Origin of the sequence: Embleya sp. NPDC020886, from assembly GCF_044333915.1 — a bacterium.
Lineage (GTDB): Bacteria > Actinomycetota > Actinomycetes > Streptomycetales > Streptomycetaceae > Embleya.
This window is the reverse complement of sequence record NZ_JBIRRX010000015.1, coordinates 177,074-203,363: the sequence shown is the minus strand read 5'-3', so window position 1 is coordinate 203,363 and position 26,290 is coordinate 177,074. Positions and strand designations below refer to the sequence as shown.

21 protein-coding genes are annotated in these 26,290 nt (G+C 70.7%); 13 read left to right on the top strand and 8 right to left on the bottom strand.

Annotated elements, in window-relative coordinates; genetic code table 11:
* Window positions 1-123: 123 nt before the first annotated feature.
* From ACH4U8_RS37440 to ACH4U8_RS37420, 5 genes are all read left to right on the top strand, one after another.
* Window positions 124-936, top strand: a complete 813-nt coding sequence (locus ACH4U8_RS37440) for a (Fe-S)-binding protein (RefSeq protein WP_360314521.1) — start codon at window positions 124-126, stop codon at window positions 934-936.
* Window positions 933-2,429 carry a lactate utilization protein B gene (locus tag ACH4U8_RS37435; RefSeq protein ID WP_395782665.1) on the top strand — a complete coding sequence of 499 codons (1,497 nt, stop codon included), beginning with the start codon at window positions 933-935 and terminating at the stop codon, window positions 2,427-2,429. Before ACH4U8_RS37440 ends, ACH4U8_RS37435 begins: the two co-directional genes overlap by 4 nt.
* On the top strand, window positions 2,426-3,073 hold the full coding sequence (locus ACH4U8_RS37430; protein WP_360314525.1) for an LUD domain-containing protein: 648 nt from the start codon (window positions 2,426-2,428) through the stop codon (window positions 3,071-3,073). Before ACH4U8_RS37435 ends, ACH4U8_RS37430 begins: the two co-directional genes overlap by 4 nt.
* Window positions 3,074-3,177: 104 nt before the next feature.
* Window positions 3,178-4,593: a class II fumarate hydratase gene (locus ACH4U8_RS37425; protein WP_395782664.1), complete on the top strand. Its 1,416-nt coding sequence runs from the start codon at window positions 3,178-3,180 to the stop codon at window positions 4,591-4,593.
* A 123-nt stretch (window positions 4,594-4,716) separates the two neighbouring features.
* The gene (locus ACH4U8_RS37420) at window positions 4,717-5,403 is read left to right on the top strand and encodes a DUF402 domain-containing protein (protein ID WP_360314529.1); all 687 of its coding nucleotides are present in this window, start codon (window positions 4,717-4,719) and stop codon (window positions 5,401-5,403) included.
* 67 nt (window positions 5,404-5,470) lie between these two features.
* On the opposite strand, the gene ACH4U8_RS37415 is transcribed toward ACH4U8_RS37420, so the two are convergent.
* On the bottom strand, window positions 5,471-6,403 hold the full coding sequence (locus ACH4U8_RS37415) for a hydrogen peroxide-inducible genes activator (protein ID WP_360314693.1): 933 nt from the start codon (window positions 6,401-6,403) through the stop codon (window positions 5,471-5,473).
* Between the two features lie 226 nt (window positions 6,404-6,629).
* Between ACH4U8_RS37415 and ACH4U8_RS37410 the strand changes: the two genes are divergently transcribed.
* Window positions 6,630-8,618, top strand: coding sequence for a ricin-type beta-trefoil lectin domain protein (locus tag ACH4U8_RS37410; protein ID WP_395782663.1), 1,989 nt, complete (start codon window positions 6,630-6,632; stop codon window positions 8,616-8,618).
* 60 nt (window positions 8,619-8,678) lie between these two features.
* Here the strand turns inward: ACH4U8_RS37410 and ACH4U8_RS37405 are convergent, their stop codons facing one another.
* Complete coding sequence (locus ACH4U8_RS37405; protein ID WP_395782662.1) at window positions 8,679-9,398, bottom strand: DUF1707 domain-containing protein; 720 nt, start codon at window positions 9,396-9,398, stop codon at window positions 8,679-8,681.
* 9 nt (window positions 9,399-9,407) lie between these two features.
* Window positions 9,408-10,799: a PLP-dependent aminotransferase family protein gene (locus ACH4U8_RS37400; RefSeq protein ID WP_360314533.1), complete on the bottom strand. Its 1,392-nt coding sequence runs from the start codon at window positions 10,797-10,799 to the stop codon at window positions 9,408-9,410.
* 124 nt (window positions 10,800-10,923) lie between these two features.
* Between ACH4U8_RS37400 and ACH4U8_RS37395 the strand changes: the two genes are divergently transcribed.
* Genes ACH4U8_RS37395 through ACH4U8_RS37380 form a run of 4 tightly spaced genes read left to right on the top strand, consistent with a single transcriptional unit; the run spans window position 10,924 to window position 15,035 of the window.
* Window positions 10,924-11,913 carry an EamA family transporter gene (locus tag ACH4U8_RS37395; protein ID WP_395782661.1) on the top strand — a complete coding sequence of 330 codons (990 nt, stop codon included), beginning with the start codon at window positions 10,924-10,926 and terminating at the stop codon, window positions 11,911-11,913.
* A 52-nt stretch (window positions 11,914-11,965) separates the two neighbouring features.
* Complete coding sequence (locus ACH4U8_RS37390; protein ID WP_395782660.1) at window positions 11,966-12,604, top strand: RNA polymerase sigma factor; 639 nt, start codon at window positions 11,966-11,968, stop codon at window positions 12,602-12,604.
* A complete protein-coding gene (locus ACH4U8_RS37385) occupies window positions 12,601-13,317 on the top strand; it encodes a hypothetical protein (RefSeq protein ID WP_395782659.1) in 717 nt (238 codons plus the stop codon). Before ACH4U8_RS37390 ends, ACH4U8_RS37385 begins: the two co-directional genes overlap by 4 nt.
* Window positions 13,318-13,376: 59 nt before the next feature.
* Entirely contained in the window at window positions 13,377-15,035 is a 1,659-nt protein-coding gene (locus ACH4U8_RS37380; protein WP_360314537.1) for a fumarate hydratase, read from the top strand.
* A gap of 42 nt (window positions 15,036-15,077) precedes the next feature.
* On the opposite strand, the gene ACH4U8_RS37375 is transcribed toward ACH4U8_RS37380, so the two are convergent.
* Window positions 15,078-15,551, bottom strand: a complete 474-nt coding sequence (locus tag ACH4U8_RS37375) for a MarR family winged helix-turn-helix transcriptional regulator (protein WP_379988108.1) — start codon at window positions 15,549-15,551, stop codon at window positions 15,078-15,080.
* Window positions 15,552-15,699: 148 nt separating this feature from the next.
* Between ACH4U8_RS37375 and ACH4U8_RS37370 the strand changes: the two genes are divergently transcribed.
* Window positions 15,700-15,996 carry a WhiB family transcriptional regulator gene (locus tag ACH4U8_RS37370; RefSeq protein WP_395782658.1) on the top strand — a complete coding sequence of 99 codons (297 nt, stop codon included), beginning with the start codon at window positions 15,700-15,702 and terminating at the stop codon, window positions 15,994-15,996.
* Window positions 15,997-16,016: 20 nt separating this feature from the next.
* On the opposite strand, the gene ACH4U8_RS37365 is transcribed toward ACH4U8_RS37370, so the two are convergent.
* The gene (locus ACH4U8_RS37365) at window positions 16,017-18,074 is read right to left on the bottom strand and encodes an MFS transporter (RefSeq protein WP_379988107.1); all 2,058 of its coding nucleotides are present in this window, start codon (window positions 18,072-18,074) and stop codon (window positions 16,017-16,019) included.
* 174 nt (window positions 18,075-18,248) lie between these two features.
* Window positions 18,249-19,280 (bottom strand): class II fructose-bisphosphatase, encoded by a 1,032-nt coding sequence (glpX, locus tag ACH4U8_RS37360; RefSeq protein WP_360314545.1) that lies wholly within the window; start codon window positions 19,278-19,280, stop codon window positions 18,249-18,251.
* Window positions 19,281-19,493: 213 nt separating this feature from the next.
* Between glpX and ACH4U8_RS37355 the strand changes: the two genes are divergently transcribed.
* Together ACH4U8_RS37355 and ACH4U8_RS37350 are read left to right on the top strand one after the other, a co-directional pair.
* A complete protein-coding gene (locus ACH4U8_RS37355) occupies window positions 19,494-20,018 on the top strand; it encodes a DUF4245 domain-containing protein (RefSeq protein ID WP_360314547.1) in 525 nt (174 codons plus the stop codon).
* A 470-nt stretch (window positions 20,019-20,488) separates the two neighbouring features.
* On the top strand, window positions 20,489-23,131 hold the full coding sequence (locus ACH4U8_RS37350; protein WP_360314549.1) for an immune inhibitor A domain-containing protein: 2,643 nt from the start codon (window positions 20,489-20,491) through the stop codon (window positions 23,129-23,131).
* Between the two features lie 96 nt (window positions 23,132-23,227).
* Here ACH4U8_RS37350 and ACH4U8_RS37345 read toward each other — a convergent pair whose 3' ends face one another.
* The gene (locus ACH4U8_RS37345; RefSeq protein WP_395782657.1) at window positions 23,228-23,482 is read right to left on the bottom strand and encodes an exodeoxyribonuclease VII small subunit; all 255 of its coding nucleotides are present in this window, start codon (window positions 23,480-23,482) and stop codon (window positions 23,228-23,230) included.
* Window positions 23,483-23,525: 43 nt separating this feature from the next.
* A complete protein-coding gene (locus ACH4U8_RS37340) occupies window positions 23,526-26,246 on the bottom strand; it encodes an immune inhibitor A domain-containing protein (RefSeq protein ID WP_395782656.1) in 2,721 nt (906 codons plus the stop codon).
* Window positions 26,247-26,290: the final 44 nt, after the last annotated feature.

Genomic DNA, 26,290 nt, shown 5'->3' with positions numbered 1-26,290 from the left:
GGGCCCCGCACAGCGGTCCGCCCGATCCGCCGAGGCCCCCGCGTCACACGACCGGACGCGTGCGACAGGTTTGGCCGGGCGCCCGCCGGAGGACATCCGTACAGTCGATCGCGGAGGTCAATTGTGCGCCTTGCCCTTTTCGTCACGTGCTTCAACGACACGCTCTTCCCGGAGACCGGCAAGTCCGTGGTCCGGGTGCTGCGGCGCCTCGGACACGAGGTGGAGTTCCCGTACGGCCAGGTGTGCTGCGGGCAGATGCACTTCAACTCCGGCTACCGCAAGGACGCGGTGCCGCTGGTGCGGTCCTTCGTGGACGCCTTCGAGGGCTACGACGCGGTGGTCGTGCCGTCCGGGTCGTGCACCGCGATGGTGCGCGAGTACCACGCGAGCGTGGCCCGGGAGGCGGGTGGCTCGCTGCCGGCCGGCGTCGCGCGGGTCGCGCCGAAGGTGTACGAGTTCAGTGAGTTCCTGGTCGACGTGCTCGGCATCACCGACGTGGGCGCCTACTTCCCGCACAGCGTCGCCTACCACCCCACCTGCCACTCGTTGCGCCTGCTGCGGGTGGGCGATCGGCCGACCCGACTGCTGCGCGCGGTTCGCGGCCTCACCCTGGTGGACCTGCCGCGCGCGGACGAATGTTGCGGATTCGGCGGCACGTTCGCGGTCAAGAACGTGGACACCTCGGTGGCGATGGGCGACGACAAGGTGAGCGCGGCGCTGGAATCGGGCGCCCAGGTGTTGTGCGCGGGCGACAACTCGTGCCTGACCCACATCGGCGGACTGATGTCGCGACACCACGCGGGCATCCGAGTGCTGCACCTCGCGGACATCCTGGCCTGCACCGAGGCGCTGCCGGACGTGCCGCCATACGCGCCGGCCCCGGATCGGGCCGGGTTCGCCGCCGGGCAGGCCCCGGGACCGGAGGTAGCGCGATGACCGCATCCGTACGCGGGGAACCCACATTCGTCGGCATGCCGCCGTTCCCCGAGGCCGCGCACGCGGAGTTGGCGAACGAGGTCCAGCGGGCCAACCTGCGCGCGGCCACGCACACCATCCGGGCCAGGCGCGACGAGGTGGTCGCCGAACTGCCCGACTGGGAACTGCTGCGCCGCGCGGGCGAGGCGATCAAGGACGACGTGCTGGCCCGACTGCCCGGCCACCTCGAACGCCTGGAGGTGGCGGTCCGCGCGGCCGGCGGCGTCGTGCACTGGGCCCGGGACGCGACCGAGGCGAACGCGATCGTGGTCGCGATCGCCCGGGCCAAGGGCGTGGACGAGGTGGTCAAGGTCAAGTCGATGGTCACCGAGGAGATCGAGCTGAACAACGCGCTGGCCGCGGCGGGCATCCACGCGTGGGAGACCGACCTGGCGCAGTTGATCGTGCAGCTCGGACAGGACCTGCCGTCGCACATCCTGGTGCCCGCGATCCACCGCAACCGGGCCGAGATCCGGGAGATCTTCGTCCGTGAGATGGGCGGGGTCGGTCGACCGGCGCCCGAGCACCTGACCGATGCGCCGGGTGCGCTGGCCACCGCCGCGCGCCGGCATCTGCGGGAGAAGTTCCTGCGCGCCAAGGTCGCGGTCTCCGGCGGCAACTTCGCGATCGCCGACACCGGCACGGTGTGCGTGGTCGAGTCGGAGGGCAACGGGCGGATGTGCCTGACCCTGCCCGAGACGCTGATCACCGTGCTCGGGGTGGAGAAGCTGCTGCCCACCTGGGGCGATCTGGAGGTGTTCCTGCAACTGCTGCCGCGCAGCTCGACCGGCGAGCGGATGAACCCCTACACCTCGATGTGGACCGGCGTCACCCCCGGCGACGGCCCGCAGGACTTTCACCTGATCCTGCTCGACAACGGCCGCTCCGACGTGCTGGCCGACCCGGTGGGCCGGCAGGCGCTGCGCTGCATCCGGTGTTCGGCGTGCCTGAACGTGTGCCCGGTGTACGAGCGCACCGGGGGGCATGCGTACGGGTCGGTGTATCCCGGGCCGATCGGCGCGATCCTCACCCCGCAGTTGCGCGGCATCGCGGCACACCGGGTGGACGCGCAGACCGCGTCGTTGCCGTTCGCCTCCTCGCTGTGCGGCGCGTGCTTCGACGCGTGCCCGGTGCGGATCGACATCCCCGAGGTGCTCGTACACCTTCGTACACAGGTTGTGGACGGCGGACGCGGACCGCACGATCGGGCCGAGGAAGTCGGCATGGCGGCCGTGCGGTGGACCTTCGAGAAACCGTGGCGGATCGGCTTCGCCCAGCACGTGGCCGGGGTCGGCGCGCGGTTCGCCCGGCACGGCGTGATCGGCCGGGTCCCGCTGCCGAAGCGGTTCACCGGGCCGGTGGGCGCGTGGTTCGCCGACCGGGACGCGCCCGCGCCGGCGGCCGAGTCGTTCCGCTCCTGGTACAAGCGCACCGACGGCGGTCTGGAGGAATGACGGTGGAGCGATACGAGGCGGACCGCGAGGCCCGTACGGTGATCCTGGACCGGCTGCGCACGGCCCTGGACGACCGGCCCAAGCCGCCGCCGGTGCGTCGGACGTATCGGCGCGAGCGCCCGGCGGGCCTGGACGTGGTCGGCCGGTTCGCCGAACGGGTCGCCGACTACGAGGCCACCGTGCTGCGTGTGCAGGACACCCGGGATCTGCTGCTGGGCACGAGCGAACTGCTGCGCACCGCCGGTGCCACCCGGCTGGCGGTGCCGCCCGGGAACCGGCTCGCCTGGCTGGCCCGGCTCGGCGTCGAACTGGTGGTGGACTCGCCCCCGTTGGACAACGACACGCTCGGCGAGATCGACGCGGTGGCCACCGGATGTGCGCTGGCCATCGCCGAGACCGGCACGATCGTCCTGGACACCGGCCCGGACCAGGGGCGTCGCGCGCTCACCCTGGTGCCCGACTACCACCTGTGCGTGGTGCGCGCCGCCCAGATCGTGGGCACCGTGCCGGAGGCGATCGCCCGGCTGGATCCGCGCCGCCCGCAGACCTGGATCTCCGGCCCGTCGGCGACCAGCGACATCGAACTGGAGCGGGTGGAGGGCGTACACGGGCCGCGCACGTTGCATGTCGTGCTGATCGGGTAGGGACGCCCCGGGCCCGGCCCGCGCCCGCCCCGCGCTTCGATAAGGAACAGGCCGGGCCGGCGGGCCGTTGTGGCCTTGGAACGCTCATCCAGGAGGCGACAGCGATGTCCGAGGCAGCACCGTCCGCAGATTCGACCGGCGAGTTTCGCGTCGAGCACGACTCGATGGGCGAGGTACTGGTGCCCGCCGCCGCCAAGTGGCGGGCGCAGACCCAGCGCGCCGTGCAGAACTTCCCGATCTCCGGACAGCGCCTGGAGCCCGCGCACGTCGAGGCGCTGGCCCGGATCAAGGGCGCGGCGGCTCGGGTGAACGCCGAACTGGGCGTGCTGGAGCGGGACGTCGCGGAGGCGATCGAACAGGCCGCGGCCGAGGTGGTGACCGGTCGGTGGGCCGACCAGTTCCCGGTGGACGTGTTCCAGACCGGCTCGGGCACCTCCTCGAACATGAACATCAACGAGGTGCTCGCCACCCTGGCCGGCGAGCGCCTGGGTCGGGACGTGCATCCCAACGACCACGTCAACGCGTCCCAGTCGTCCAACGACGTGTTCCCGTCCTCGATCCACATCGCGGCGGCGCTCGCGGTCACCCACGGACTGATCCCCTCGCTCGACCACCTCGCGTCCACCCTGGAATCGAAGGCGACCGAGTTCGCCGACGTGGTCAAGTCCGGGCGCACCCACCTGATGGACGCCACGCCGGTGACGCTGGGTCAGGAGTTCGGCGGCTACGCGGCGCAGGTGCGGTACGGCGTCGAGCGGTTGCACGCGAGCCTGCCGCGGGTGGTCGAACTGCCGTTGGGCGGCACCGCGGTGGGCACCGGCATCAACACCCCGCCGGGCTTCTCGGCGCGGGTGATCGCGGAGATCGCGGCCTCCACCGGATTGGCCTTCGTCGAGGCGCGCGACCACTTCGAGGCACAGGGCGCGCGGGACGCACTGGTCGAGTTGTCCGGGCAGTTGCGCACCATCGCGGTCGGGCTGAACAAGATCGTCAACGACCTGCGCTGGATGGGTTCGGGGCCGCGCACCGGGCTGGCCGAGATCCGGCTGCCGGATCTGCAACCGGGCAGCTCGATCATGCCGGGCAAGGTCAATCCGGTGCTCCCGGAGGCGGTCGGCCAGGTGGTCGCGCAGGTGATCGGCAACGACGCGGCGGTGGCCTTCGGCGGCGCGGCGGGCAACTTCGAGCTCAACGTGATGCTTCCGGTGATGGCCCGCAACCTGCTCGAATCGATCCGCCTGCTCGACAACGTGACGCGGGTGCTGGCCGATCGCACGGTCGCAGGCATCGAGGCGGACGTGGAACGCATGCGGGAGTACGCCGAATCCTCGCCGTCGGTGGTCACCCCGCTGAACCGCTTCCTGGGCTACGAGGAGGCGGCGAGGATCGCCAAGCAGTCGCTGGCCGAGCGCAAGACGATCCGGCAGGTGGTGATCGAGCGCGGCCACGTTTCGGCGGGCCGGCTGACCGAGGCCGAGCTCGACACGGCGCTGGACGTGCTCGGGATGACCCGTCCGTGACCCCACGCGCGTCGCACGCGCGGCAACCGTGCGTACCCGCACACCCGTGATGTTCTTCGCATGATGACCCACCCGTAACATGACTCACGGTCAGGTGTCACGGGCCCTGGGTAAACCAAGGTCATGTCCAACATTCTGCGTATGCACGAGCACTTCGAGGATCCCCGCTCCGCGCCCGGCGCCTGGTCTCCCGGCGACCAGGTGTTGTGGCGCTATCTACGCGGCGATCAGGTCCTGGACTGCCGTCCGGTGACCGTCGTTCGCGACGACCCCGACCAACTCGCCGTCTGGCTGGCCGGGGGCACCTCCCGGGTCAAGCCGATGTTGCCGGACGGATCGGATATCCGTACCGCGCCGATCGAACGCAGATTCCGACTCGGCCGCATCCCCTCGATCGTCGAGTGGACCGGGACCGGGGTGCTGATGCTGGCCCGACCGGGCGAACCGTGGTCGGTCTGGTTGTTCTGGCAGGCCGACTGGCGCTTCTCCGGCTGGTACGTCAACCTCGAACGCCCGCGCACCCGGTGGTCCGGCGGGGTGGACACCGAGGACCACGTGCTCGACGTGTGGGTCACCCCGGACCGGCGCTGGGAGTACAAGGACCAGGACGAACTGGCCGCGTCCCGGGAGGCGGGTCGGCTCACCGACGAGCAGGTCGAGGCGATCGAGGCCGAGGGGCGGGCCGCCGTCGAGGCGATCCGGGCCTGGGGCGCGCCGTTCGACCAGGGGTGGGAGAACTGGCGCCCGGACCCGGCCTGGCCACTGCCGCAGCTCCCGGACGACTGGGCGGACAACGTCCGCATCGCCTAGCGAGCGGTTCCGGCCGATCGCGGCGGATCGGCCGGGGCCGTCGGCCGTCGGCCCTTCCCGGGCGGAGCTACTCCACCACCCGGACCGGCAGCGCGTCGACGGCGCGGCGCAGTGCCGCCGCCAGGTTCGCGAACTCCTCGCCCCGTCCCGTGCTGGATCGCATCACCAGGCCGATGCGCCGGTACGGGGCGGGCGCGACGAACCGGGACACCGCCAGTTGTGAGCCCGGTCGGGTCTCCACGTCGATCGCGGTCTGCGGCAGCAGGGTCACGCCCAGGCCGCCCGCGACCAGTTGCACCAGGGTGGGCAGGCTCGCCGCGCGGGTCGCGCCCGCCTCGCCCGCGCCCACCTCGCGGCATACGTCCAGGGCCTGGTCGCGCAGGCAGTGGCCCTCGTCCAGGAGCAGCACGTCCAGGCCGCGCAGCGCCGCGCGGGGCACGTCGGACCGGCCCGCCAACTCGTGCCCCTCGGGCACGACCAGGGTGAAGTCCTCCTCGTAGAGCGGGATTTCCTCGACGCCGGAGATGCCGGACGGCAGCGCGAGCAGCAGCAGATCGAGTCGACCGCCGGTGAGCCCGTCCAGCAGCGAGCCGGTCTGCTCCTCGTGCACGTACAGCCGCAGCTCCGGATACTCCTCGCGGATCAGCCGCAACAGTGCCGGCAGCACGTACGGGGCCACGGTCGGGATCACGCCCAGGTGCAGTGGGCCGGTGAACGGGCGGCGGGCGGATTCCGCCTCGTCGACCAGATCGGCCAGCGCGTCCAACACCCGGCGGGTGTGCCGCGCGACCCGCTCGCCGGCCGGGGTGAGCAGGACCCGGCGGGTGGTGCGCTCGACGAGCTGGGTGCCCAGCGCCTCCTCCAGCGCGGCGATCGCTCCCGAGAGCGCGGGCTGGCTGGTGCCCACCGCCGCCGCGGCATCCCGGAAATGCAGATAGTCGGCGACTGCGGAAAAGGCCCTGAGCTGCGACAACGTCGGGGTGCGAGTGCTGATGGGAATCACCTGTCGAATACGTGCGGACGGTGGATCCCGCCGTCTTCCACGATAGGGCAACCGCTTCGATCGGCCCGGACGCGCGCCGGCGGCCCGCGGGCGCGGGCAGGGTTGTCACGCAGATGCCTTCATTTCCCGTCTACCCGCGGGTAGCTTTCTTTCGCTTCACAGTGCCCAAGTCCCCTTTGGGCGGCTCGTGCGTGTTCCTTCCATGCCACGAAGGCGAGGGTGCATGTCCACATTCGAGCGAGTGCGCAACAAGGTGCTACCGGTGGCGCTGATGGCCACCCTGATCGGCCTCACCGGCGGTCTGCCGGGCCAGGCGGCCGGCACGACCTCGGCGGGTCCCGCGGCCACCGCGCTGTCTCCCGGGCTGGAGACGATCCGGCAGCACGAGGCCCAAGCGCTGTACGGGAGCACCGGGATCAAACCGTTGGCCGAGCGCAAGACCTCGCTGATCTCGCTCGGTGACAGCGAGATCGCCGGCGAGGGCGTCGGCGTGTACGAACCCGGCACGGACGGCCCGGACAACTGGTGTCACCGGTCGCCCGACGCGGCCATCCACCGCACCGGGATCCCGGCCGACGTGACCTACAACGTCGCGTGCTCCGGGGCGTCCACCGTGAACATCCGAATCGGCGGCGCCAAGCAGTACGCCGACGAATTGGTGCAGTCGGACAACCTGGCGATCAAGGCGCGCAACACCAGGGTGCAACTGATCCTGCTGGTGGCGGGCGCCAACGACGACATCCAGTTCGGCCCGACCATGACCGACTGCGTGACCAGGCGGGTGTTGTTCCAGGGCGAGTGCTACGGCACCTACCAATCCGGCTGGCAGGCACGCGCCGACGCGATGCGGCCCAAGGTCGAGCAGACCGTCCGCGACCTGAAGACCACGATGGCGGACGCGGGTTACCTCGCCGGCGACTACAAGCTCGTGGTGATGGGTTACCCGTCGCCGATCGCCCCGGACGTCGAGGACAACCCGGACTTCCCCGGTTGGTACGGCGGCGGTTGTCTGGGCTACCTGCGCGACGCGGCGTGGGGGCGCAACGAGGCGGTGCCGATCTTCGAGCGGGCCGAGCGCCAGGCCGCGGCGAACACCGGCGCGACCTACCTGGACAACTCCCGGCTGTTCCACGGGCACGAGGTCTGTACCGACAACACCTGGGCGCGTGGGTTGTGGTTCGCCGGGCCGGACATCTTCGACCCGAACACCACCCGACAGAGCTTCCACCCCAACGCCCGGGGTCATCTGGCCTTCGCGTCCTGTCTGACCCAGCTCTACAACTCGGGGTGGAATCAGGCGAGTTGCGCGGACTCGGCAAGCACCGGGGCGGCCACGCTGTACCAGGGTGTGCTCAGTGCCGACTTCCGGCAACTGCGCAACGAGGGCGTCGGGTTGTGTGCCGACGCGTACGGCTTCTCCTCGCGCAACTACACCCCGGTGGGCCTGTGGGCGTGTCACGGCGGGCGCAATCAGGGCTTTTGGTACGACGCGGCGAACCAGTCGCTGCACACCGAGCTGAGTCAGGACCGGTGTGTGGATCCGTTGGGCGGCGGGCGCAGTTCGGGTACCGCGCTGGTGTTGTGGAACTGCAACGGCGGCGGCAACCAGCGCTTCGTCGAGGTCGCGGGCACGCTGCGACCGGCCGATACCCAATCCCTGTGCGTGGCACCGGCGGCTGCGGACGCGACGGTGGGCGCCAAGCTGGTGCTGGCCGGATGCGACGGTTCGGCGGCGCAGCGCTGGGTGAAGGAGCCCGGGCAGTCGGTGCGCTTCGCCGAGTTGAAGGCCGGGGGTACCGCCAAGTGCCTGGACGTGGACGGCGGCGAGATGAGCTCCGGGCGCGGTGTGCTGGCCTGGGACTGCACGGGCAACACCAACCAGAAGTGGTGGCGCAACCCCGGCACGGGTCAACTGCACAGCCTCAAGGACCCGGCGTACTGCCTCGACAACCGCGGGGCCGCGGCGGCGGGTGCCGGGATGGGCATCTGGCGCTGTGACGACGCGCACGGCGCCTACCTGAACAACCTGCGCTTCGACGTGGGCGCGGACGGCCGACTGATCAGCCGGGTCTCCGGGCTGGTCGCGACCGCGCCGAGCGCAGGCAACGGCGCGATCACCCAGCAGCCCGCCGGAGGCTCGGCGGCGCAGCAGTGGACGGCGGGCACCTCGGTGCCGCTGCCGTACTCGGTGATCCCGTACGACGCCTACTGATCCGGGCGTCGAACCCGCGGCCCCCGCCCCGAGCACGGGTGGGGGCCGCGGCCTGCCGTCCTACGGTCGATCCCGGTCCTTGCGGAAGCGGTCGATCTCGGGGTGTTGCGAGTCCTTGCGGAAGCGGTCGCCCGGGTCGCCGGGGCGGGGGTCGTGGTCGAATTCGCGCCGGCGCTGTTCCTTGCGGCGCTTCGCCTTGACCGTCACGCCGCCCATGATCGCCATGCCCTTGACCACCACGACGGGTGCGCGCGGATCGTCGGTGTACTGCTCGTGCACATCGAAGCCGCCCATGAAGCCGAACCCGTGATCGCGGACGGTGACGCCCTCCGGGATCCGGATGTCGATGCCGCCCCAGATGGTGAACACGTTGATCACCAGCTCGGGTTCGTCGAACACCGCGTCGGTGAGGTCGATCTCCACGCCGCCCATCACCGCGACCGCGTTCAGCTTCGAGCCCGCCCGCCAGCGGCCCTTGCGGGTCGAACTGCTCCAGAACGCGAACATGTTCGACCGGGCCGGGCGGGGCGGCACCGCGTTGGCCGCCGCGGGTTCGTAGCCGATCGGGCCGGGCGCGGGGAGATCGGCGATGAGCGGTTCGAGTTGGCGCAGCGTCTTCGCGGCCAGCGCCGCGTCCACCCGCTCCGCGTGTTCGTCGGCGGTCAGCCGGCCCTCCGCGAGCGCGTCCCGCAACACGTTGACGTAGCGGTCGCGGTCGGCGTCGGAGGCACGCAGCTCGGGGGTGGGCGGCTGGGCTCGACGCTCTGGGCTGTTGTCCACGAGGTAAATCTAACTCGCGGGTGCAACGGCCGGGAGTACGGACCGGGCGAGCAGTCGCACCGCTTCGCGCAGTCGGTCGGGCGAGAGCCCGGCGTATCCGATGATCACCGCGGGCGGGCCGGCGGTGATCGCGCGCAACTCGGCCATCGGCGCCACCCGCACGCCGTGTTCCCGGGCCCGCCGTACGGTGGCGAACTCGTCGGAGCCGGGCGGCAGTTCGACGTAGAGATGGATGCCCGCGGCGATGCCGTGCACGCGGGCCGCGGGCAGGTGCTCGGCGAGCGCCTCGGCCACCGCGTCGCGGCGGATCCGGTAGTGCGCGCGCATCGTGCGCAGGTGGCGCTCGTACGCCCCGGTGGCCAGCATCCGGACCAGGGTCAGTTGGGGGAGGGTGGCCGAGCCCAGATCGGCGTTGGTCTTGAGCTCGTGGATCCGCTCGATCAGCGGCGCGGGCAGCACCGCCCAGCCCAGCCGCATCCCGGGCGCCAGCGCCTTGCTGGTCGAACCCAGGTGCACCACCCGGTCCGGGGCCAGGCCCTGGAGGCAGCCGACCGGGTCGCGGTCGTAGCGGAACTCGGCGTCGTAGTCGTCCTCCACGATCAGTGCGTCGTTGGCGCGCGCCCAGTCGACCAGGGCCGCGCGGCGGCGGGGCGACAGGACCACGCCGGTGGGGTATTGGTGCGCCGGGGTGACCAGCACCGCGCGAGCGCCGGTACGGGCCAGCGCGTCGACGTCGATGCCCTCGGAGTCGGTGCGGGCGTAGGCGACGCCGAGGCCGTGGGTGGTGAAGACGTCGCGCTGGCGATCGCTGGAGGGGTCCTCCACCGCGAGCACGTCCAGGCCGCGTCGGCGCAGTGCCTGGGAGACCAGGGACAGGCCCTGGGCCACGCCGTCGACCACCACGATGTGTTCGGGGCGGGCCTGTGCGGCGCGGACCCGGCCCAGGTAGTCGGTCAGCGCGACGCGCAGTTCGCTCGTGCCGGACGGGCCGGGGTAGCCGAACGCGCTGTGCGGGGCGGTGTGCAGCACGTGCCGAGTCGCGGCCGACCACGCGGCGCGCGGGAACGCGGCCAGGTCGGGTACCCCGGGCTTGAGGTCGTGGGTGATCGGGACGGTCGGCTCCGGGCCGCCCGGGTCGGCCGGTTGCGGTGCGGTGCAGGCCGCGGTGACCCGGGTGCCGGAGCCGTGCCGCGAGGTCAGATAGCCCTCGGCGACCAGTTGCTCGTAGGCGTCGACGACCATGCCCCGGGAGACGCCCAGGCTCTCCGCGAGCGCCCGGGTGGACGGCATGCGAAAGCCGGCCGGGAGTCGGCCGGAGCGGATCGCGGCCCGCAGGCCCGCCTGCACCTGGGCGCCGAGCCGGCCCGCCGATCGGTCGAGGTGGACGAGGAGTTCACGCACTCGGGACACCTGCCCTCGGGTTCGCCGGGGCCGACCGGTGCGTCGGCGATCCGGAATTGGTCCGGTTTTTCGGCCCGGAAGTGGCTCTGCCGGGGAATCCACCGGCTTCCTAACGTTACGTCACATGAAGCCCTCCTCGATGTCTCCCCGTTCGATCGGTCTGGTGTGCGCGGCGTCCGCACAGGGGCTGATCGGTGCCGCCGCCGGGGTCTCCGCGGTGTTGTCGGACTATCCGGTGACCGGCGGCCAGATGGTGCGCTACGCGGTGGCCGCGCTCGTGTTGTTCGGGGTGCTGCGGCTGCGCCGGATCCCGCTGCTGCGGCCGACCCGGCGGGAGTTGCTCCGGCTGGGGCTGCTCGCGTTGTGCGGCCAGACCCTGTTCAACCTGTTCCTGTTCGCCGCGCTGGACCGGGCGGATCCGGCCACCGTGGGCAGCATCCTGGGCGCCACGCCGCTGTTGCTGGTGCTGGCCGCGCCGGTGCTGGGCGGGCGACGGCCGAGCCGGTCGGTGCTGCTCGCCTCGCTGGTGGTGGTCGCGGGGGCGGCGACGGTGCAGGGGCTCGGCGGCGGTACGGCACTCGGGTTGCTCTTCGCGTGCGGGGTGGCGTTGTGCGAGATGGGCTTCACGCTGATCGCGGTGCCGCTGTTGCCGCGACTGGGGGCCTGGCGGATCGCCGCGTACGCGACCGCGATGGCGATTCCGCAGATGGTGGTGGTGGGGGTGTTCACCGACGGCGGCGAGATGCTCCGGATGCCGTCCGGGACGGAGTTGGCCGCCCTGCTCTACCTGGCGCTGCCGCTCACCGCCGGGGCGTTCCTGCTGTGGTACTCGGCGCTGGCGCGGATCGAGCCGGAGCGGGCCGGGCTGTTCATGGGGCTGGTACCGGTGACGGCGGCGATGTCCGGGCTGGTCCTGGGCACCGGTGCGCCGACGGTGGGGCAGTTCGGCGGCGCGCTCCTGGTCGGACTGGGCGTGGTGCTGGGCATGCGGGCCGAACACGGCGACCCGGCAGTGCCGGAAGCGGTGCCGGAAGCGGTGTCGGTCGGGGAGTCGGCCGCGGAAATCTCCGCGCAGCCCGCAACACCCGTGGGCCCGCCGCCCACAAACCGATGACAACGTTCATCGGACCGAGGAGTGCGACTTGGACGGGCCCACCATCGGGGACGTGACCGGGATCGCACGCGACCCGGCCCTCCTGGAGGCGTTCTATCGGAGAAACATCGACGCGGTGAACCGTTTCGTGGCCCGCCGGGTCGCCGATCCGCACGCGGCGGCGGATCTGACCGCGGAGGTGTTCCTCGCCGTGCTCGACTCGGCGGCGACCTATCGGGGCGGCCCGGGCGGTGAGCGGGCCTGGTTGTACGGGGTGGCGCGCAACGTGGTCGCGAGCGAGCGACGGCGGGCCGCCCGCGAGGTGCACGCGTCGCGCCGGATAGCCGGTCGGCGCCTGCTCGACGCCGACGACCTGGTCCGGATCGAGGAGCGGCTGGACGCCGAGGCGGCGGCCCGACGGGTCTACCGGGCGATCGAGCGGCTGTCCGAGGCCGATCGCGCGGTGCTCGAACTGGTCAACCTGGACGGGTTGGACGTGACCGAGGCGGCGGCGGCGCTCGGCATCCGCCCGGTGTCGGCTCGGGTGCGGTTGCATCGGGCCCGCCGGCGGCTGACGGAGGAGCTGAAGGCGGACCGGGAGGAGCCGACCCGCCCGGCACCGGGGGACGACCGGCGTACCGAGGGCGCACGTGCTCGGACGTACCCGACGGACACCCCCGGCACGGCTTTGCGAGCGGAGGCGAAGGCATGAGCACCTTCGAGGAACGACTGCTGGACGAGTTGCGGAAGGTGGCCGCGGCCGACGACACGGTGCCGCCGGTGCCCCGGACCGGCCGACGGTTCGGGCGAAACCGGCGGACGGTGTTCGGACTGGCCGCGTCGGTGCTGCTCGCGACCGGCCTCTCGGTCGGCGCGCCGCTCCTGGTCGACGGCTCCTCAGCCGATGCCCAGCCCTTCAAGGTGATCAGGAAGGACGACGGGCGGATCCTGTTCCGGGTGGTCGAGTTCCGCAACCCCGAGGCGCTCGAACAACGACTGCGCGAGCTGGGCGTCCCGGTGGTGGTGGACTACGTACCGGTGGAGAAGCGGTGCAAGCAGCCGCGTTTCACCGAATACGAGATGCCGGGCGACGGCCTCACCGCGATCTACCACTGGGAGCCGACCCGGCCCGAGAACGGCGAGCTGCTGAACGACGCCGAGATCGCCCACCTGGTGCAGGGGTGGCACGAACTGGTTCCCGGGCTGATCCCGCCGGGCACCACCCTCGTGCTCACCGAGGGTTATTACGATCACGGCGGGCAATCCGGCTCGTTCGGGTCCTTCGCCCTCGCCACCGGTCCGGTGGCCCCGTGCGAGCTCGAACCTCGGCCCGGCTACCGGCCGCCGCCGTGGGACGGTGACAAACCTCCGTACTCGCCGGGCGCGCGCTACCACCCGGCGCCGCCGGTGACCTCGGGGCCGTGACCGATTCGGGGCCGCTCTACCCTGGAGCAGGCCCCGATACCGCATGAGTGAGGATCACGATGCCCGCCCCTGAGAACACCTTCAGCGCCTACACGGACCTGCTGCCGCTGGGGGAGGACACCACGCCGTACCGGCTGCTGACCGCCGACGGCGTGTCCACGTTCGAGGCGGGCGGGCGGCGGTTCCTCAACGTCGATCCCGAGGTGATCACGCTGCTCGCGCGGACCGCGATGCGCGACATCTCGCACCTGCTGCGGCCCGGCCACCTGGCCCAGGTCGCGCGGATCCTGGAAGACCCCGAGGCGTCGGCCAACGACCGCTTCGTCGCGTTGGACCTGCTCAAGAACGCCAACATCGCGGCCGGCGGCGTGTTGCCGATGTGCCAGGACACCGGCACCGCGATCGTGATGGGCAAGCGCGGCCAGCACGTGCTCACCGACGGGCGGGACGAGGAACACCTGTCCCGAGGCATCTCCAACGCGTACACCGAGCTGAACCTGCGCTACTCGCAGATGGCCCCGCTGACCATGTGGGACGAGAAGAACACCGGCAACAACCTGCCCGCCCAGATCGAGCTGTACGCGACTCCCGGCGAGGCGTACAAGTTCCTGTTCATGGCCAAGGGCGGCGGCAGCGCCAACAAGTCCTACCTGTACCAGGAGACCAAGGCCGTCCTGAACCCGCAGAGCATGCTGCGCTTCTTGGACGAGAAGATCCGCTCCCTGGGCACCGCGGCCTGCCCGCCGTACCACCTGGCCATCGTGGTCGGCGGCACCAGCGCCGAGCACGCGCTCAAGACCGCGAAGTACGCCTCCACCCGTTACCTGGACACGCTGCCCGGCCAGGGCTCGCCGCTGGGTCACGGCTTCCGCGACGTCGAGTTCGAGGCCGAGGTGCTCAAGCTGACCCAGCAGATGGGCATCGGCGCGCAGTTCGGCGGCAAGTACTTCTGCCACGACGTGCGGGTGATCCGGCTGCCCCGGCACGGCGCGTCCTGCCCGGTGGCGATCGCGGTGTCCTGTTCGGCGGACCGTCAGGCGCTGGCCAAGATCACCGCCGAGGGCGTGTTCCTGGAGGAGCTGGAGACCGACCCGGCCAAGTACCTCCCGGACACCACCCACGAGGACCTGGACGACACCGTCGTGCAGATCGACCTCAACCGGCCGATGAGCGAGATCCGGGCCGAGCTGTCCAAGTACCCGGTCAAGACCCGGCTGTCGCTGTCCGGACCGGTCGTGGTCGCACGCGACATCGCACACGCGAAGATCAAGGAACTGCTGGACGCGGGCCAACCGATGCCGCAGTACCTGCGCGACCACGCGGTCTACTACGCGGGCCCGGCCAAGACCCCCGAGGGCTACGCGTCGGGTTCGTTCGGCCCGACCACGGCAGGCCGGATGGACTCCTACGTCGAGCAGTTCCAGGCCGCGGGCGGCTCGTTCGTGATGCTGGCCAAGGGCAACCGCAGCAAGCAGGTCACCGACGCGTGCCAGGCACACGGCGGCTTCTACCTCGGTTCGATCGGCGGCCCGGCGGCCCGGCTGGCGCAGGACTGCATCAAGAAGGTCGAGGTGCTGGAGTACCCGGAGCTGGGCATGGAGGCGGTCTGGAAGATCGAGGTCGAGGACTTCCCGGCCTTCATCGTGGTCGACGACAAGGGCCAGGACTTCTTCGCCGACGTGACCGTGCCGACCTTCCAGATCAACCGGCGCGCGTGACCGCCACCGGCCCGGGGGTCCCTCCCGGGCCGGCGGCGGTGGTCACGGCCGCTCCTCGGCGGCGAAGTCGAGCGGTGCGTCGAGCAGGGCCGCCAACTCGGCGGCGAACGCCCGGCTGCGTGGGCTTCCCGGGCCGTCCAGTGGGGCCAGGAAACGTTCGTGCAGGTCTCGGACGATGGCGATGGCGCGGCCGGTGACCTCGCGCCCCTGCTCGGTGAGCGTCAGCCGGATCGCCCGGCTGTCGGTGGCGTCCCGGGTGCGCCCGATCACGCCCGCGCCCTCCAGGGTCCGGGCCAGCTTGGAGACGTAGAGCGCCTCCAGGCCGGTGTGGTCGGCGAGTTCGCGTTGACTGGGGCTGCGGCCGGAGCGTTCCATGCCGTACAACGAGGCCAGCAGCGAGTACTGCGCGTGGGTCAGGCCCAACGGTCCGACGGCCCGATCGACCGCCACCCGCCACTTCATCGACAGGCGCCAGACCAGGAAGCCGGGTGTCGCGCCCTCGGTTGTCGTACTCATGGGCAATACAGTACATGGCTACTATTTTTTCGCGTCGGATGTCCTTGACGTTTCCTTACGGTTACTTGTCGTCGTGTTGTCGCGAAGGTGCGCATGCGCCGGTTCGGCTCGGGTAGGCGACGGACACACCCGACCGAAGGAGACCAGCGTGACGGACCCGACGGCACGGATCGACATGGTCCGCGGCACCCGCACCGCGACCTGGACGCCCCCGGCGGCCGGCGCGTGTGCGACCGTGGATCGGCAGTTGTTCGTCGGTGCTCCGGGGGAGCCCGCCGTTGCCCGTCTCGCCCGCGAGGAGGACGCCAAGCGCGTCTGCGCACGCTGCTCCGTCCTGCTCGAATGCCGCGCGAGCGCGCTGGCCGAGACGACCCCGGCCGGCGTGCGCGGCGGCCTGACCTCGAACGAGCGTGGTGCGGTGCGTCGACGCCGCGCCCAGCGCTGAGGGCCGGCGCCGATCCCCGGTCAGCTCGGGTGCCGGTCGGCCTCGCCGACGATGTGGTCGCGCGGGGTGTCGGTGGTCAGCCGGGCCAGTTTGTGCAACAGCGCGGTCAGTTCCTCGGATTGCTCCGGTGACCAGTCCGCCATCACCTCGGTGAGGATCTGCCGACGGGCCTCGACCAGCGCCTCCAGCGCCTCGTGGCCCTTGGCGGTGAGCGTCATCGTGCCCTCGCCCAGCCGCTCGATGTAGCCGGCGAAGGTCAGTTCGTCGGCGTAACGGCGGACCCGGTCCTCGGATTCGTGGAGTCGGCCCGCGAGGTCGGGGATCGAGATCGGGCTCAACTGGTCGAGTTGCACGAGTCCGTACGCGCACGGCACCGACAGGTCCACGCCCGAGCGCTGGATCATGCGTTCGTAGCGGGACCAGCCGTTCTCCCGGCGCACCATCTGGGCCATCGCGCGCTCGATCTCGTCCACCGAACTGCGCGAGGTCGGCGACATCAGCGGCGTGCGCTCGGTCTCGCGGGTGGCCTCGCGCAGCGGGACCTCCTTGAGCAGGAAGGACAGCAGGAACGCGACCAGCACGATGCAGGAGGCGGCCAGGAACACCGTCTGCAACGACTGGGCGTAGGCGTGGATGAAGCCGGTCTTGGACGCGGGCGGCAGTTTGTTCAGGTCGGCCGGGTTGATCGCGGACGGCGACCCCGCGCTCGTTCCCGGCGGCATGGCCTCGCCGCGTTCCGCCGCCTCGCGCAGGTGCACCGTGAGCCGGTTGTTGAAGATCGTGCCGAAGATCGCCGCGCCGAACGAGCCGCCGATGGACCGGAAGAAGGTGGCGCCGGCGGTGGCCACGCCCAGGTCCGCATAGGGCACCGAGTTCTGCACGGCGAGCACGATCACCTGCATGACCAGACCCAGGCCGATGCCGAAGACCAGCATGTACAGCGAGGAGGCGGCCGTGGTGGTGAACTCGTCCATCCGCGACATCAGGAACATGCCGACGGCCATCACGGCGGTGCCCACGATCGGGTAGATCTTGTATCTGCCGGTCCGGCTGATCAGTTGCCCGCTGACGATCGAGGTGACCAGCAGACCGCCCATCATCGGCAACAGGCGCAGGCCCGATTCGGTGGGCGTGGTGCCGTTGACGACCTGCATGAACAGCGGCAGGAAGCTCAGCCCGCCCATCATCGCGAAGCCGACGATGAAGCCGATGCCCGCGGTCACCGAGAAGATCCGGTTGGCGAAGAGCTTGAGCGGCAACACCGGCTCCGGCGCGCGTCGCTCGACCGCGACGAACCCGACCAGCAACACCACCGCCGCGACGCCCAGTCCGACGATCTGCGCGGAGGCCCACGGGTAGGTGGTGCCGCCGAAGGTGCTGAGCAGGACCAGGCACGTGGTGCCGCCGGCCAACAGCGTGATGCCGAGGTAGTCGATGCTCGGCCGGGCGTGGATCTCCTTGGTGTGCAGCGCGGCGGCGATCACCACGAGCGCGATCACACCGATCGGCAGGTTGATGTAGAACACCCAGCGCCAGGAGAGGTGGTCCACGAAGAAGCCGCCGAGCAGCGGCCCGGCCACCGAGGTGACCCCGAACACCGCGCCGAACAGGCCCTGATAGCGCCCACGCTCACGCGGTGGCACCACGTCGCCGATGATCGCCTGGGACAACACCATCAGGCCGCCGCCACCGAGCCCCTGGATCGCCCGGAACGCGATCAGCTCGAACATGCCCTGGGCGATGCCGCACAACACCGAGCCGATCAGGAAGATCACGATCGACGCCTGGTAGAGCTTCTTGCGCCCGAACAGGTCGCCGAGCTTGCCCCACAGCGGGGTGCTCACGGTCGAGGCGAGCAGGTACGCGGTGACCACCCAGGACAGGTGGTTGAGCCCGCCGAGATCGCCGACGATGGTCGGCAGCGCGGTGGAGACGATGGTCTGATCGAGCGCGGCCACCAACATCCCGAGCATCAACCCGGTCAGGATCAGCCCGAGTCGGGGCGCCACCTCCGCTTTACCCCGGCCGCCGCCATGGCCATCGGCGGTTTTGGCATGCCTACCGCGCGGCGCGCTCATCCGGGGGCCTCCTCGATCGATGCTCAAGGAGACTCCCCGCAAACAGGTACAAAATCCGCACCTATTCGTGGGACAAGCGTGCCGTGAGAGGACCCCGCCGGCCGAAGCGCTTTCGGCCCGGCCGGCGTTCGAGGCCACCTCGGTCGAAGGCCGGGTCAGACCCCGGCCGCACGGCTAACGTGCGTGGTCGAAGTCGATCGCGCTGTACGCCCGCAGCTTGGCGAGCCGGTGCTGGCTGTCGATCTGCCGGATCGTCCCGCTCTTGGAGCGCATCACCAGCGACGAGGTGAGCGCCGTGCTGGAGCGGTACCGCACCCCGCGCAGGAGTTCGCCGTCGGTGATGCCGGTCGCGACGAAGAAGACGTTGTCCCCGCGCACCAGGTCGTCGGTCAGCAACACCCGCGACAGGTCGTGCCCCGCGTCGATCGCCTTCGCTCGCTCGGCCTCGTCCTTGGGCCACAGGCGCCCCTGGATCACGCCGCCCATGCACTTGATCGCGGCGGCGGCGATGATGCCCTCGGGCGTGCCGCCGATGCCGAGCAGCAGGTCGACGCCGGTGCCGTCCTTGGCCGCCATGATCGCGCCGGCCACGTCGCCGTCGGTGATGAACTTGATCCGGGCGCCGGCCTCGCGGATCTCCTTGACCATCGAGTCGTGCCGGGGCCGGTCCAGGATGCAGACCGTGACGTCCTCCACGGCGCTGTGCTTGGCCTTGGCCACCCGGCGGATGTTCTCCGCGATCGGCGCGGTCAGGTCCACCACGTCGGCGGCCTCGGGGCCGGTGACCAGCTTCTCCATGTAGAACACAGCCGAGGGGTCGTACATGCTGCCCCGCTCGGACACGGCCATCACCGCGACCGCGTTGTTCATGCCCTTGGCGGTCAGTGTGGTGCCGTCCACCGGGTCGACCGCGACGTCGCACTCGGGTCCGGAGCCGTCGCCGACCCGTTCTCCGTTGAACAACATCGGGGCGTCGTCCTTCTCGCCCTCGCCGATCACCACGATGCCGTTCATCGACACGGTGTGGATCAGGCCGCGCATCGCCTTCACGGCGGCGCCGTCCGCGCCGTTCTTGTCACCTCGACCGACCCAGCGGCCGGCCGCCATCGCGGCGGCCTCGGTGACCCGGACGAGTTCGAGTGCGAGGTTGCGGTCCGGGGCTTCCGGCGCGACTTCGAGCTGCGGAGGTACAGATTGGTCCGTCATCTGGCGGGCCTTCCTGTAGGGGAACCGGTCCGTACCACGGGGGGTGCCCTGATCCCCCGGAGCCGTGCGTCATCGCTGCGGGTGGCACGACGATTGCGCGGCCCCGAGTCCGGACTGGTTCCAACGGGATTGCCCCGATGTTATCGGTGAGCGGTGGTATCGGTGCAGGTAGCCCGTGCAAAACGAGTCCGCGCGGAATGCGACCATGTTCGGGTGGCGACGAAGTCGGGTCGACAGACCGTTCGAGACATGGTTCTTTCCTTGGGAGCGTGCGGCCTGGTGGTCGGTGCGCTGTTCCTGGTGGCACCGCACAACGGTGCGGATCCGGTGAAGCGGGTGCCCTACGAGCTCTCCTTCCGGCAGGCGGCCCGGGTCTCGCCGTATCCGCTGCTCGCCCCGCAGGGGCTGACCGAGCGGTGGCGGGCGACCTCGGTGAACTTCGTGGGGTACGACCGCAACCGGACCACGTGGCACATCGGCTTCATCAACCCGAACGACAGGTACGCCGCGGTCGAGCAGACCAACGGCTTCACCGACGAACTCGTCCGGGACAAGGGCAAGCGCGGGCAGCCGATCGGCAACCGGGACGTGGCCGGGGAGCAGTGGAAGGCGTACGACGGCCCCAAGTATCGCTCGCTGGTCCGAGTCCACGACGGCGTCACCACGATGGTCACCGGCAATGCGACTTTCGAGGATTTGACCGTTCTCGCCGCATCCCTGCGAACTGCCGCCGGCTGAGCCGAAACCCGGCGGATCCGCCGGACGTATCAGGGCGACCCGGGCGGTCCACTGCGCAGGATGTACAGCGGGTTGTAAAGATTCCGTAAAGACCACGCGGCTTCCTCTGCCCCGCGCGTTACTCCCGCACCTAGGGTCCGGAAGCCCGGTCGAATGTGTGTCGGCATCGTCGTGACCCGACGGTTGCCCTCATGTGTCCGCCGGGCTTTCCGAGTCGGCCCGACGTCGTGTGCGCTTGATCAGATCCCACGCGACGTCGCTTTGCGTCCGGGGATCGTTCCCCGGTCGGAAAGGGGAGCACGTTGAGTCCAGCGATACCCGGGAGGGGCCCGACGCCTGCGAACGGCGTCCGGCGGGTCAAACGCCGTGTGGCACTGCTGTCCGTATCCGCGCTAGCGATCACGGGACTTGCCGCTACGACCGCCCCTTCCACCTCGGCCGCGCCTACGCGCGTCGACACGACGCGCGCGGTGTGGAACCCGGGCCCCGAGGACCACTACGTCAACTCCATCGACGCGGCCGTCGACACGAGCGCCGTCCCCGGCGACCCGGCCGTGGCCGCGTCGGCGAAGGCGCGGAACGCCGCGGCCGACCGCAAGAACTCCGACGGCAACCCCCGTGCCGCCGCCCAGATCAAGGCACTCGAGGCCGAGGCCGGGCGCACCGGCAAGAGCCCGGCCGAGCTCAAGGCCGAGCGCAGCGGCAAGCCCGTCGACGCCAAGCAGACCGCGAAGCTGCTGACCGTCCTGGTCGAGTTCAACGACAAGGCCAACGACGACTTCTCGGGCTTCAAGCGCCCGACCAGCGTTTCGGATCCGACCTGTGTCACCGAGCCCCCCGGCACCATCAAGAACGGGCCGCTGCACAACCAGATCCCGAACCCGGCGCTGAACCCGAACGACAACAACTCGCAGTGGGTGCCGAACTTCGACCAGACCCACTTCAACAAGATGCTGTACTCCAAGGACGGCATCACCCAGCGCATGCGCACCGACCTCACGGGGCCGGACGGCAAGCCGGGCATCAGCCTCGCGGGCCAGACCATGCGCAACATGTACGAAGAGATGTCGGCCGGAAAGTACTCGGTTTCCGGCGAGGCGACGCCGTGGGTCAAGGCGCCGCACTCCGAGGCCTGGTATGGCGCGGGCGCCTGTGGCAACGCGCGGCAGGACAACAGCGGCAGCCCGGACAACCCGCTCGGCGCGCAGAAGCTGGCGATCGACGCGGTCGACGAGCTGGCCAAGCAGCAGCCGAACTTCCCGTGGTCGGACTACGACAAGGAAGACCCGGGCGACGCCGACCACGACGGCAACACCCAGGAGCCCGACGGCGTGGTGGACCACCTGGTCCTGGTGCACGCGGGCAAGGACAAGTCGGCCGGCGGCGGCGCCGAGGGCACCTACTCGATCTGGGCGCACGCGAGCACCGTGCTCTTCGGCCACCAGGTGCCCGGCAGCAACATCAAGATCGCCAACTACATCGTGCAGCCCGAGGACTCGGGAGTGGGCGTGTTCGCCCACGAGTTCGGCCACGACCTGGGCCTGCCCGACCTGTACGACAACTTCAGCGCCGGCGAGACGGACCTGAACTTCTGGGACCTGATGTCGGCCGGTTCGCACACCGGTCCGCTGTTCCAGTCGCAGCCCGCGCACATGGGCATCTGGGACAAGTACGCGCTCGGTTGGCTGACCCCGGACGTGATCAAGGTCGGTGACCGTCCCAAGGTCGCCACCCTGGGACAGGCCGCCAAGACGCCCAAGGGCACCTCGCGGGGTATCCGGGTGAACCTGCCGAACAAGCAGGTCAAGGTCGGCGCGCCGCACGGCGGTCAGAACATGTGGTACTCCGGTCAGGACCAGGCTTGGTCCGACATCCGGATCGAGCGCGACATCGCGGTGCCCGCCGGCTCGGACGTGAAGTTCTGGATGTGGAACGACTACGTCATCGAGCAGGACTGGGACTTCGGCTTCGTCGAGGTGTCCACCGACAACGGTGCCACCTGGAAGCAGCTCGCGGTCAAGGACGAGTCGGGCAAGCTGGTCACCACGCCGGCGGACTACCCGGACCCGACCAAGAACCTGGCCACCTTCCGCAAGACCAACGGTCTGACCGGTGACAGTGGCGGCTGGCGGCACGACAACGTCGATCTGACCCCGTTCGCGGGCCAGAACATCAAGCTGCGCCTGGACCTGAACACCGATGCGGCGTTCATGGAGAAGGGTTGGTTCGCCGACGACTTCTCGCTCACCAACGGCACCACCACGGTGTGGTCGGACGACGTCGAGAGCGGCGACAACGGCTGGACCGCGATCAAGGGCACCAACGCGATCACCAGCGGCAACGGCTGGGGTCGTACCAGCGGCACCTTCGAGCGTGAGCAGTACTACCTGCTGGAGTGGCGCAACCTGTCCGGCTTCGACGAGGGTCTGAAGTACGCGTACACCTCGGGCGCGAACGGCAAGACCAACCGCGTCCCGTACAACGCGCCGGGCATGCTGGTGTGGCTGCGCGACAACCAGTACCAGAACAACGGCGTCAACTTCAACATCGACAACGGGCCCTCGTGGGGCCCCAAGGGCGAGTTGTTGATCGTCGACTCGCACCCGGACCCGCTGCGCTACACGGGCGACGCCAAGGCGCAGTTCCCGCAGCCGGATCCGAACGTGGCGAACATCGAGAAGCGCAACGTGTTCGCCAACCTCCCGAGCCGGCCGCAGGCCGCGAACGCGGCGTTCGGCTTCATCAAGACGGCGCCGTTCACGGACTGCATCCCCGGCACCGTCTACTGCACCTCGATCAAGGCGCAGGAGCCGGTGACGCTGTTCACCGACACGCTCGGCTGGGCGCCGGGCACCGAGCTGTACAAGGGCCGTGTGGTGCCCAAGGACCGCTACGGCTCGACCGTGGTTCCGGCCAAGGGCCCGTACACGACCAAGGTCACCAAGGCGGACGGTTCGCTGGACCGGGACAGCTTCGGCAAGTTGTTCCACGGTTCCGAGTTGGGCACGGGCAACCCGGGCTTCGACAAGGGCTACGGCGTGACCGCGCTGCCGGTGCTTCCGCTGCCGGGCAACTCCGGTGCGGTGGTCTGGATCCTGCCGGCTCAGAAGTAGCCGCACGCCCGATCATCCGTTGACGGTGGTCGGGTGAACCGGAAGGGGCGCTCCCGAACTCGGGAGCGCCCCTTCTGTCGTTCGTCCTTCGTTCGCTCAGTCGTCCGGGTCGGACCCGTCCGTCCCGGCCTCCGCGCGCTCGGCGCGGACCGCCGCGTCCAGCCGGGCCCGGGCGCCGTCGAGCCACTGCTCGCACACCACGGCGAGCTGCTCGCCGCGCTCCCACAGGGCCAGCGACTCCTCCAGGGTGATGCCGCCGGTCTCCAGGCGGCGCACGACCTCGATCAGCTCGTCGCGGGCCTGCTCGTAGGCCGGTGCCTCGTCCGGCGCGGATGTGGTCTGCTCGCTCATGCCGCCAGCCTAGGCCCTGGCCGGCGTCGGACCCGAGTGCGGATCACGGCCGGGCGGAGGTGATCCGCACGGCGGCCCCCTGCTCGGGACGCTCCCGCGAGAGCGGCCCGATCAGCGTGGCCGAGGCGCCGTAGGCGAGGTCGGGACCGGGATCCCCGGTACCGAGCACGGACCCCTTGTACGGCACGCCGTGGTGCGCCGGATCCGGCGCACCGTCCGGCGTGACCACCCGGGTGCTGTACGGACCGCGCGCGGGCACCACGGTGGACCCGTCGGTGAAGCGGTCCACCGGCGCGCCGTCGACGTACTCCACCCCCGGCGCCCAGCCGCGCTCGTCGCCGAACACACGCACCGGTTCGCGGGCCGCGAAGTCCTGACACCACGCGCCGTTGCCGTGGCACGCGCCGAACGCCGGTGTGGGCAGGAAGCCGAACGCGGCGTCTGCGGACTGGGCCCGGCTCTCCAGGTTCTTCCGGGGGTTGCCCTTGACCTGATGGTGCTCGCCCGCCTCGCCGGTCCACCGGCGCGGATCGGGATGCGCGTCCACGAGCAGCGTCTGCCCCTTGGCGCCGTAGCTGGGCGGCGCGCTCAGATTGAAGTTCACGCCGTTGTTCTGATACTCGGCGTCGCGCAGCCACACCAGCATGCCGGGCACGTCGTAGCTCAACCGGCGTACCCGCACACCGCGCGGGTCGCTGTGCTCCGTGGTGTACGCGAAGTTCAGGCCCCGGTCGAAGCCGACCGGCGCGCGCCACTCCATCAGGTAGTACTGCTCGCGCTCGACCCGTCCGGAGGTGCGGCCCCAGCCCGCCCCGCGGGTCACCGTGCCGGTGCCCTTGACCGGGGTCCAGCCGTTGTCGCCGTTCTCCACGTCGTCGGACCACACCGTGCCGGTGCCGTCGGTGAGCGCGAAGTCGTCGGCGAACCAGCCCTTCTCCATGAACGCGGCGTCGGTGTTCAGGTCCAGGCGCAACTTGATCGTCCGACCCGCGTACGGGGTCAGGTCCACGTGGTCGTGTCGCCATCCCTTGGTGTCGCCGGTGAGGCCGTTGACCTTGTGCAGTTCGGCGAGGTTGCGGTTGGGGTCGGGATAGTCGGGCGGGGTGCTGACCAGGGTGCCCGCGTCGTCGTGCACGGCGAGTTGGGTCCAGGTCGCACCGTCGTCGACGGACGCCTCGACGAAGCCGAAGTCCCAGTCCTGTTCGATGGTGTAGTCGTTCCACATCGAGAAGGTCGCGGAGCCGCCGGCGGGCACCGCCAGGTCGCGGACGATGCGGGTGTCGGACCATTCCTGATCCCGCTCCGAGTACCACATGTTCGCGCCGCTGTGCGGGGTGCCGATCCGGATCGTCTCGTTCGGCAGGTTCACCCGAACCGCGTCCCGGGTGCCCGCCCGCGGGTCGGCGGCGGCGCCGAGCAGCACGGTGCGCGCGCCGTCGCCGACCGGGACCACCGGCGGATCGATCCAGCCCAGCACGTACTTCGACCACGCGCCCAGGTGCGTGGGCATGCCCTGGAACAGCGGCCCGGCGTGCGAACCGGAGGACATCAGATCCCAGAAGTCGACGTCGGTCTCGCCGCCGCTGAAGTTGTCGTAGAGGTCGGGCAGGCCCAGGTCGTGGCCGAACTCGTGGGCGAACACGCCCACTCCGGAGTCCTCGGGCTGGACGATGTAGTTCGCCACCTTGAGGTCGGTGCCCGGAATCGTGTGTCCGCGCAGCACGGTGCTCGCGTGCGCCCAGATCGCGTAGGTGCCCTCGGCGCCGCCGCCGGCTGACTTGTCCTTGCCCGCGTGCACCAGCACGAGGTGGTCGACCACGCCGTCGGGCTCCCGGGTGTCGCCGTCGTTGTCGGCGTCGCCCGGGTCCTCCCGGTCGTAGTCGGACCACGGGAAGTCCGGCCGGGCGGCGGCCAGCGCGTCCACCGCGTCGGTGACGAACTGCCGTACGCCACGCGGGTTGTCCGGGCTGCCGCTGTTGTCCTGACGGATCGCGCCGCAGTGGCCGGCGGCGTACCAGGCCTCCGAGTGCGGGACGCCCACCCAGCCGGCCGCCTCGCCGCCGATCGAGTACGCGCCGTGCGACATCTCGCGGTACATGTTGCGCATGGTCAGGCCCGCGAGGTCGACGCCGGGTCGGCCGTCCGGCCCGGTCAGGTCGGGCCGGACCCGCTCGGTGATGCCCCGCTCGGAGTAGAGCATGCGTTCGTAGTGGGTGCGGTCGAAGTCCTCGACCCACAGCGTGTTGTTGTCCTGCCCGCCGATCGCCGGATCGGGCAGCAGGTTGTGCCTGGGGCCGTTCTTGACCGTGCCGGGCGGCTCGGTCACGCAGGTCGGATCGGCGATGCCGGCCGGCCGCTCGAAGCCCGAGAAGTCGTCGTCGGCCTTGTCGTTGAACTCCACCAGGACGGTCAGTAGCCGCGCGTCCTGCGGCGCGGCGCCGGCCTGCGCGCGCGGGCTCGTGCCGGTCCGGGCCGCGATCGCCTCGGCGCGGGCGAGCCGGCGGGCGGGGGCCGGGTTGCCCGCGGCGAACTTGCGATCGTAGTGCCGGGCCCGCTGCTCGGCCGCGAGCGCGTGTTCGCGCACCTCGGGCGAGGCGCCCGGCGGCCCGTCGGGGGGCAACGGGTCCCTGGGCGCGACGTAGTTGACGTAGGAGTCGGCGGCTGACGGATTCCACCGCGCGGGCGAGTCGTCGGCGGCGGCCACGGAGGACGTGGCGACGCCGGTGATCAACAGTGCGGACGCGGCGAGCAGATGACGCAACACACGCGCAAACTAAGCCGTTTTCGCCGCCGATCGGGTGAGACATC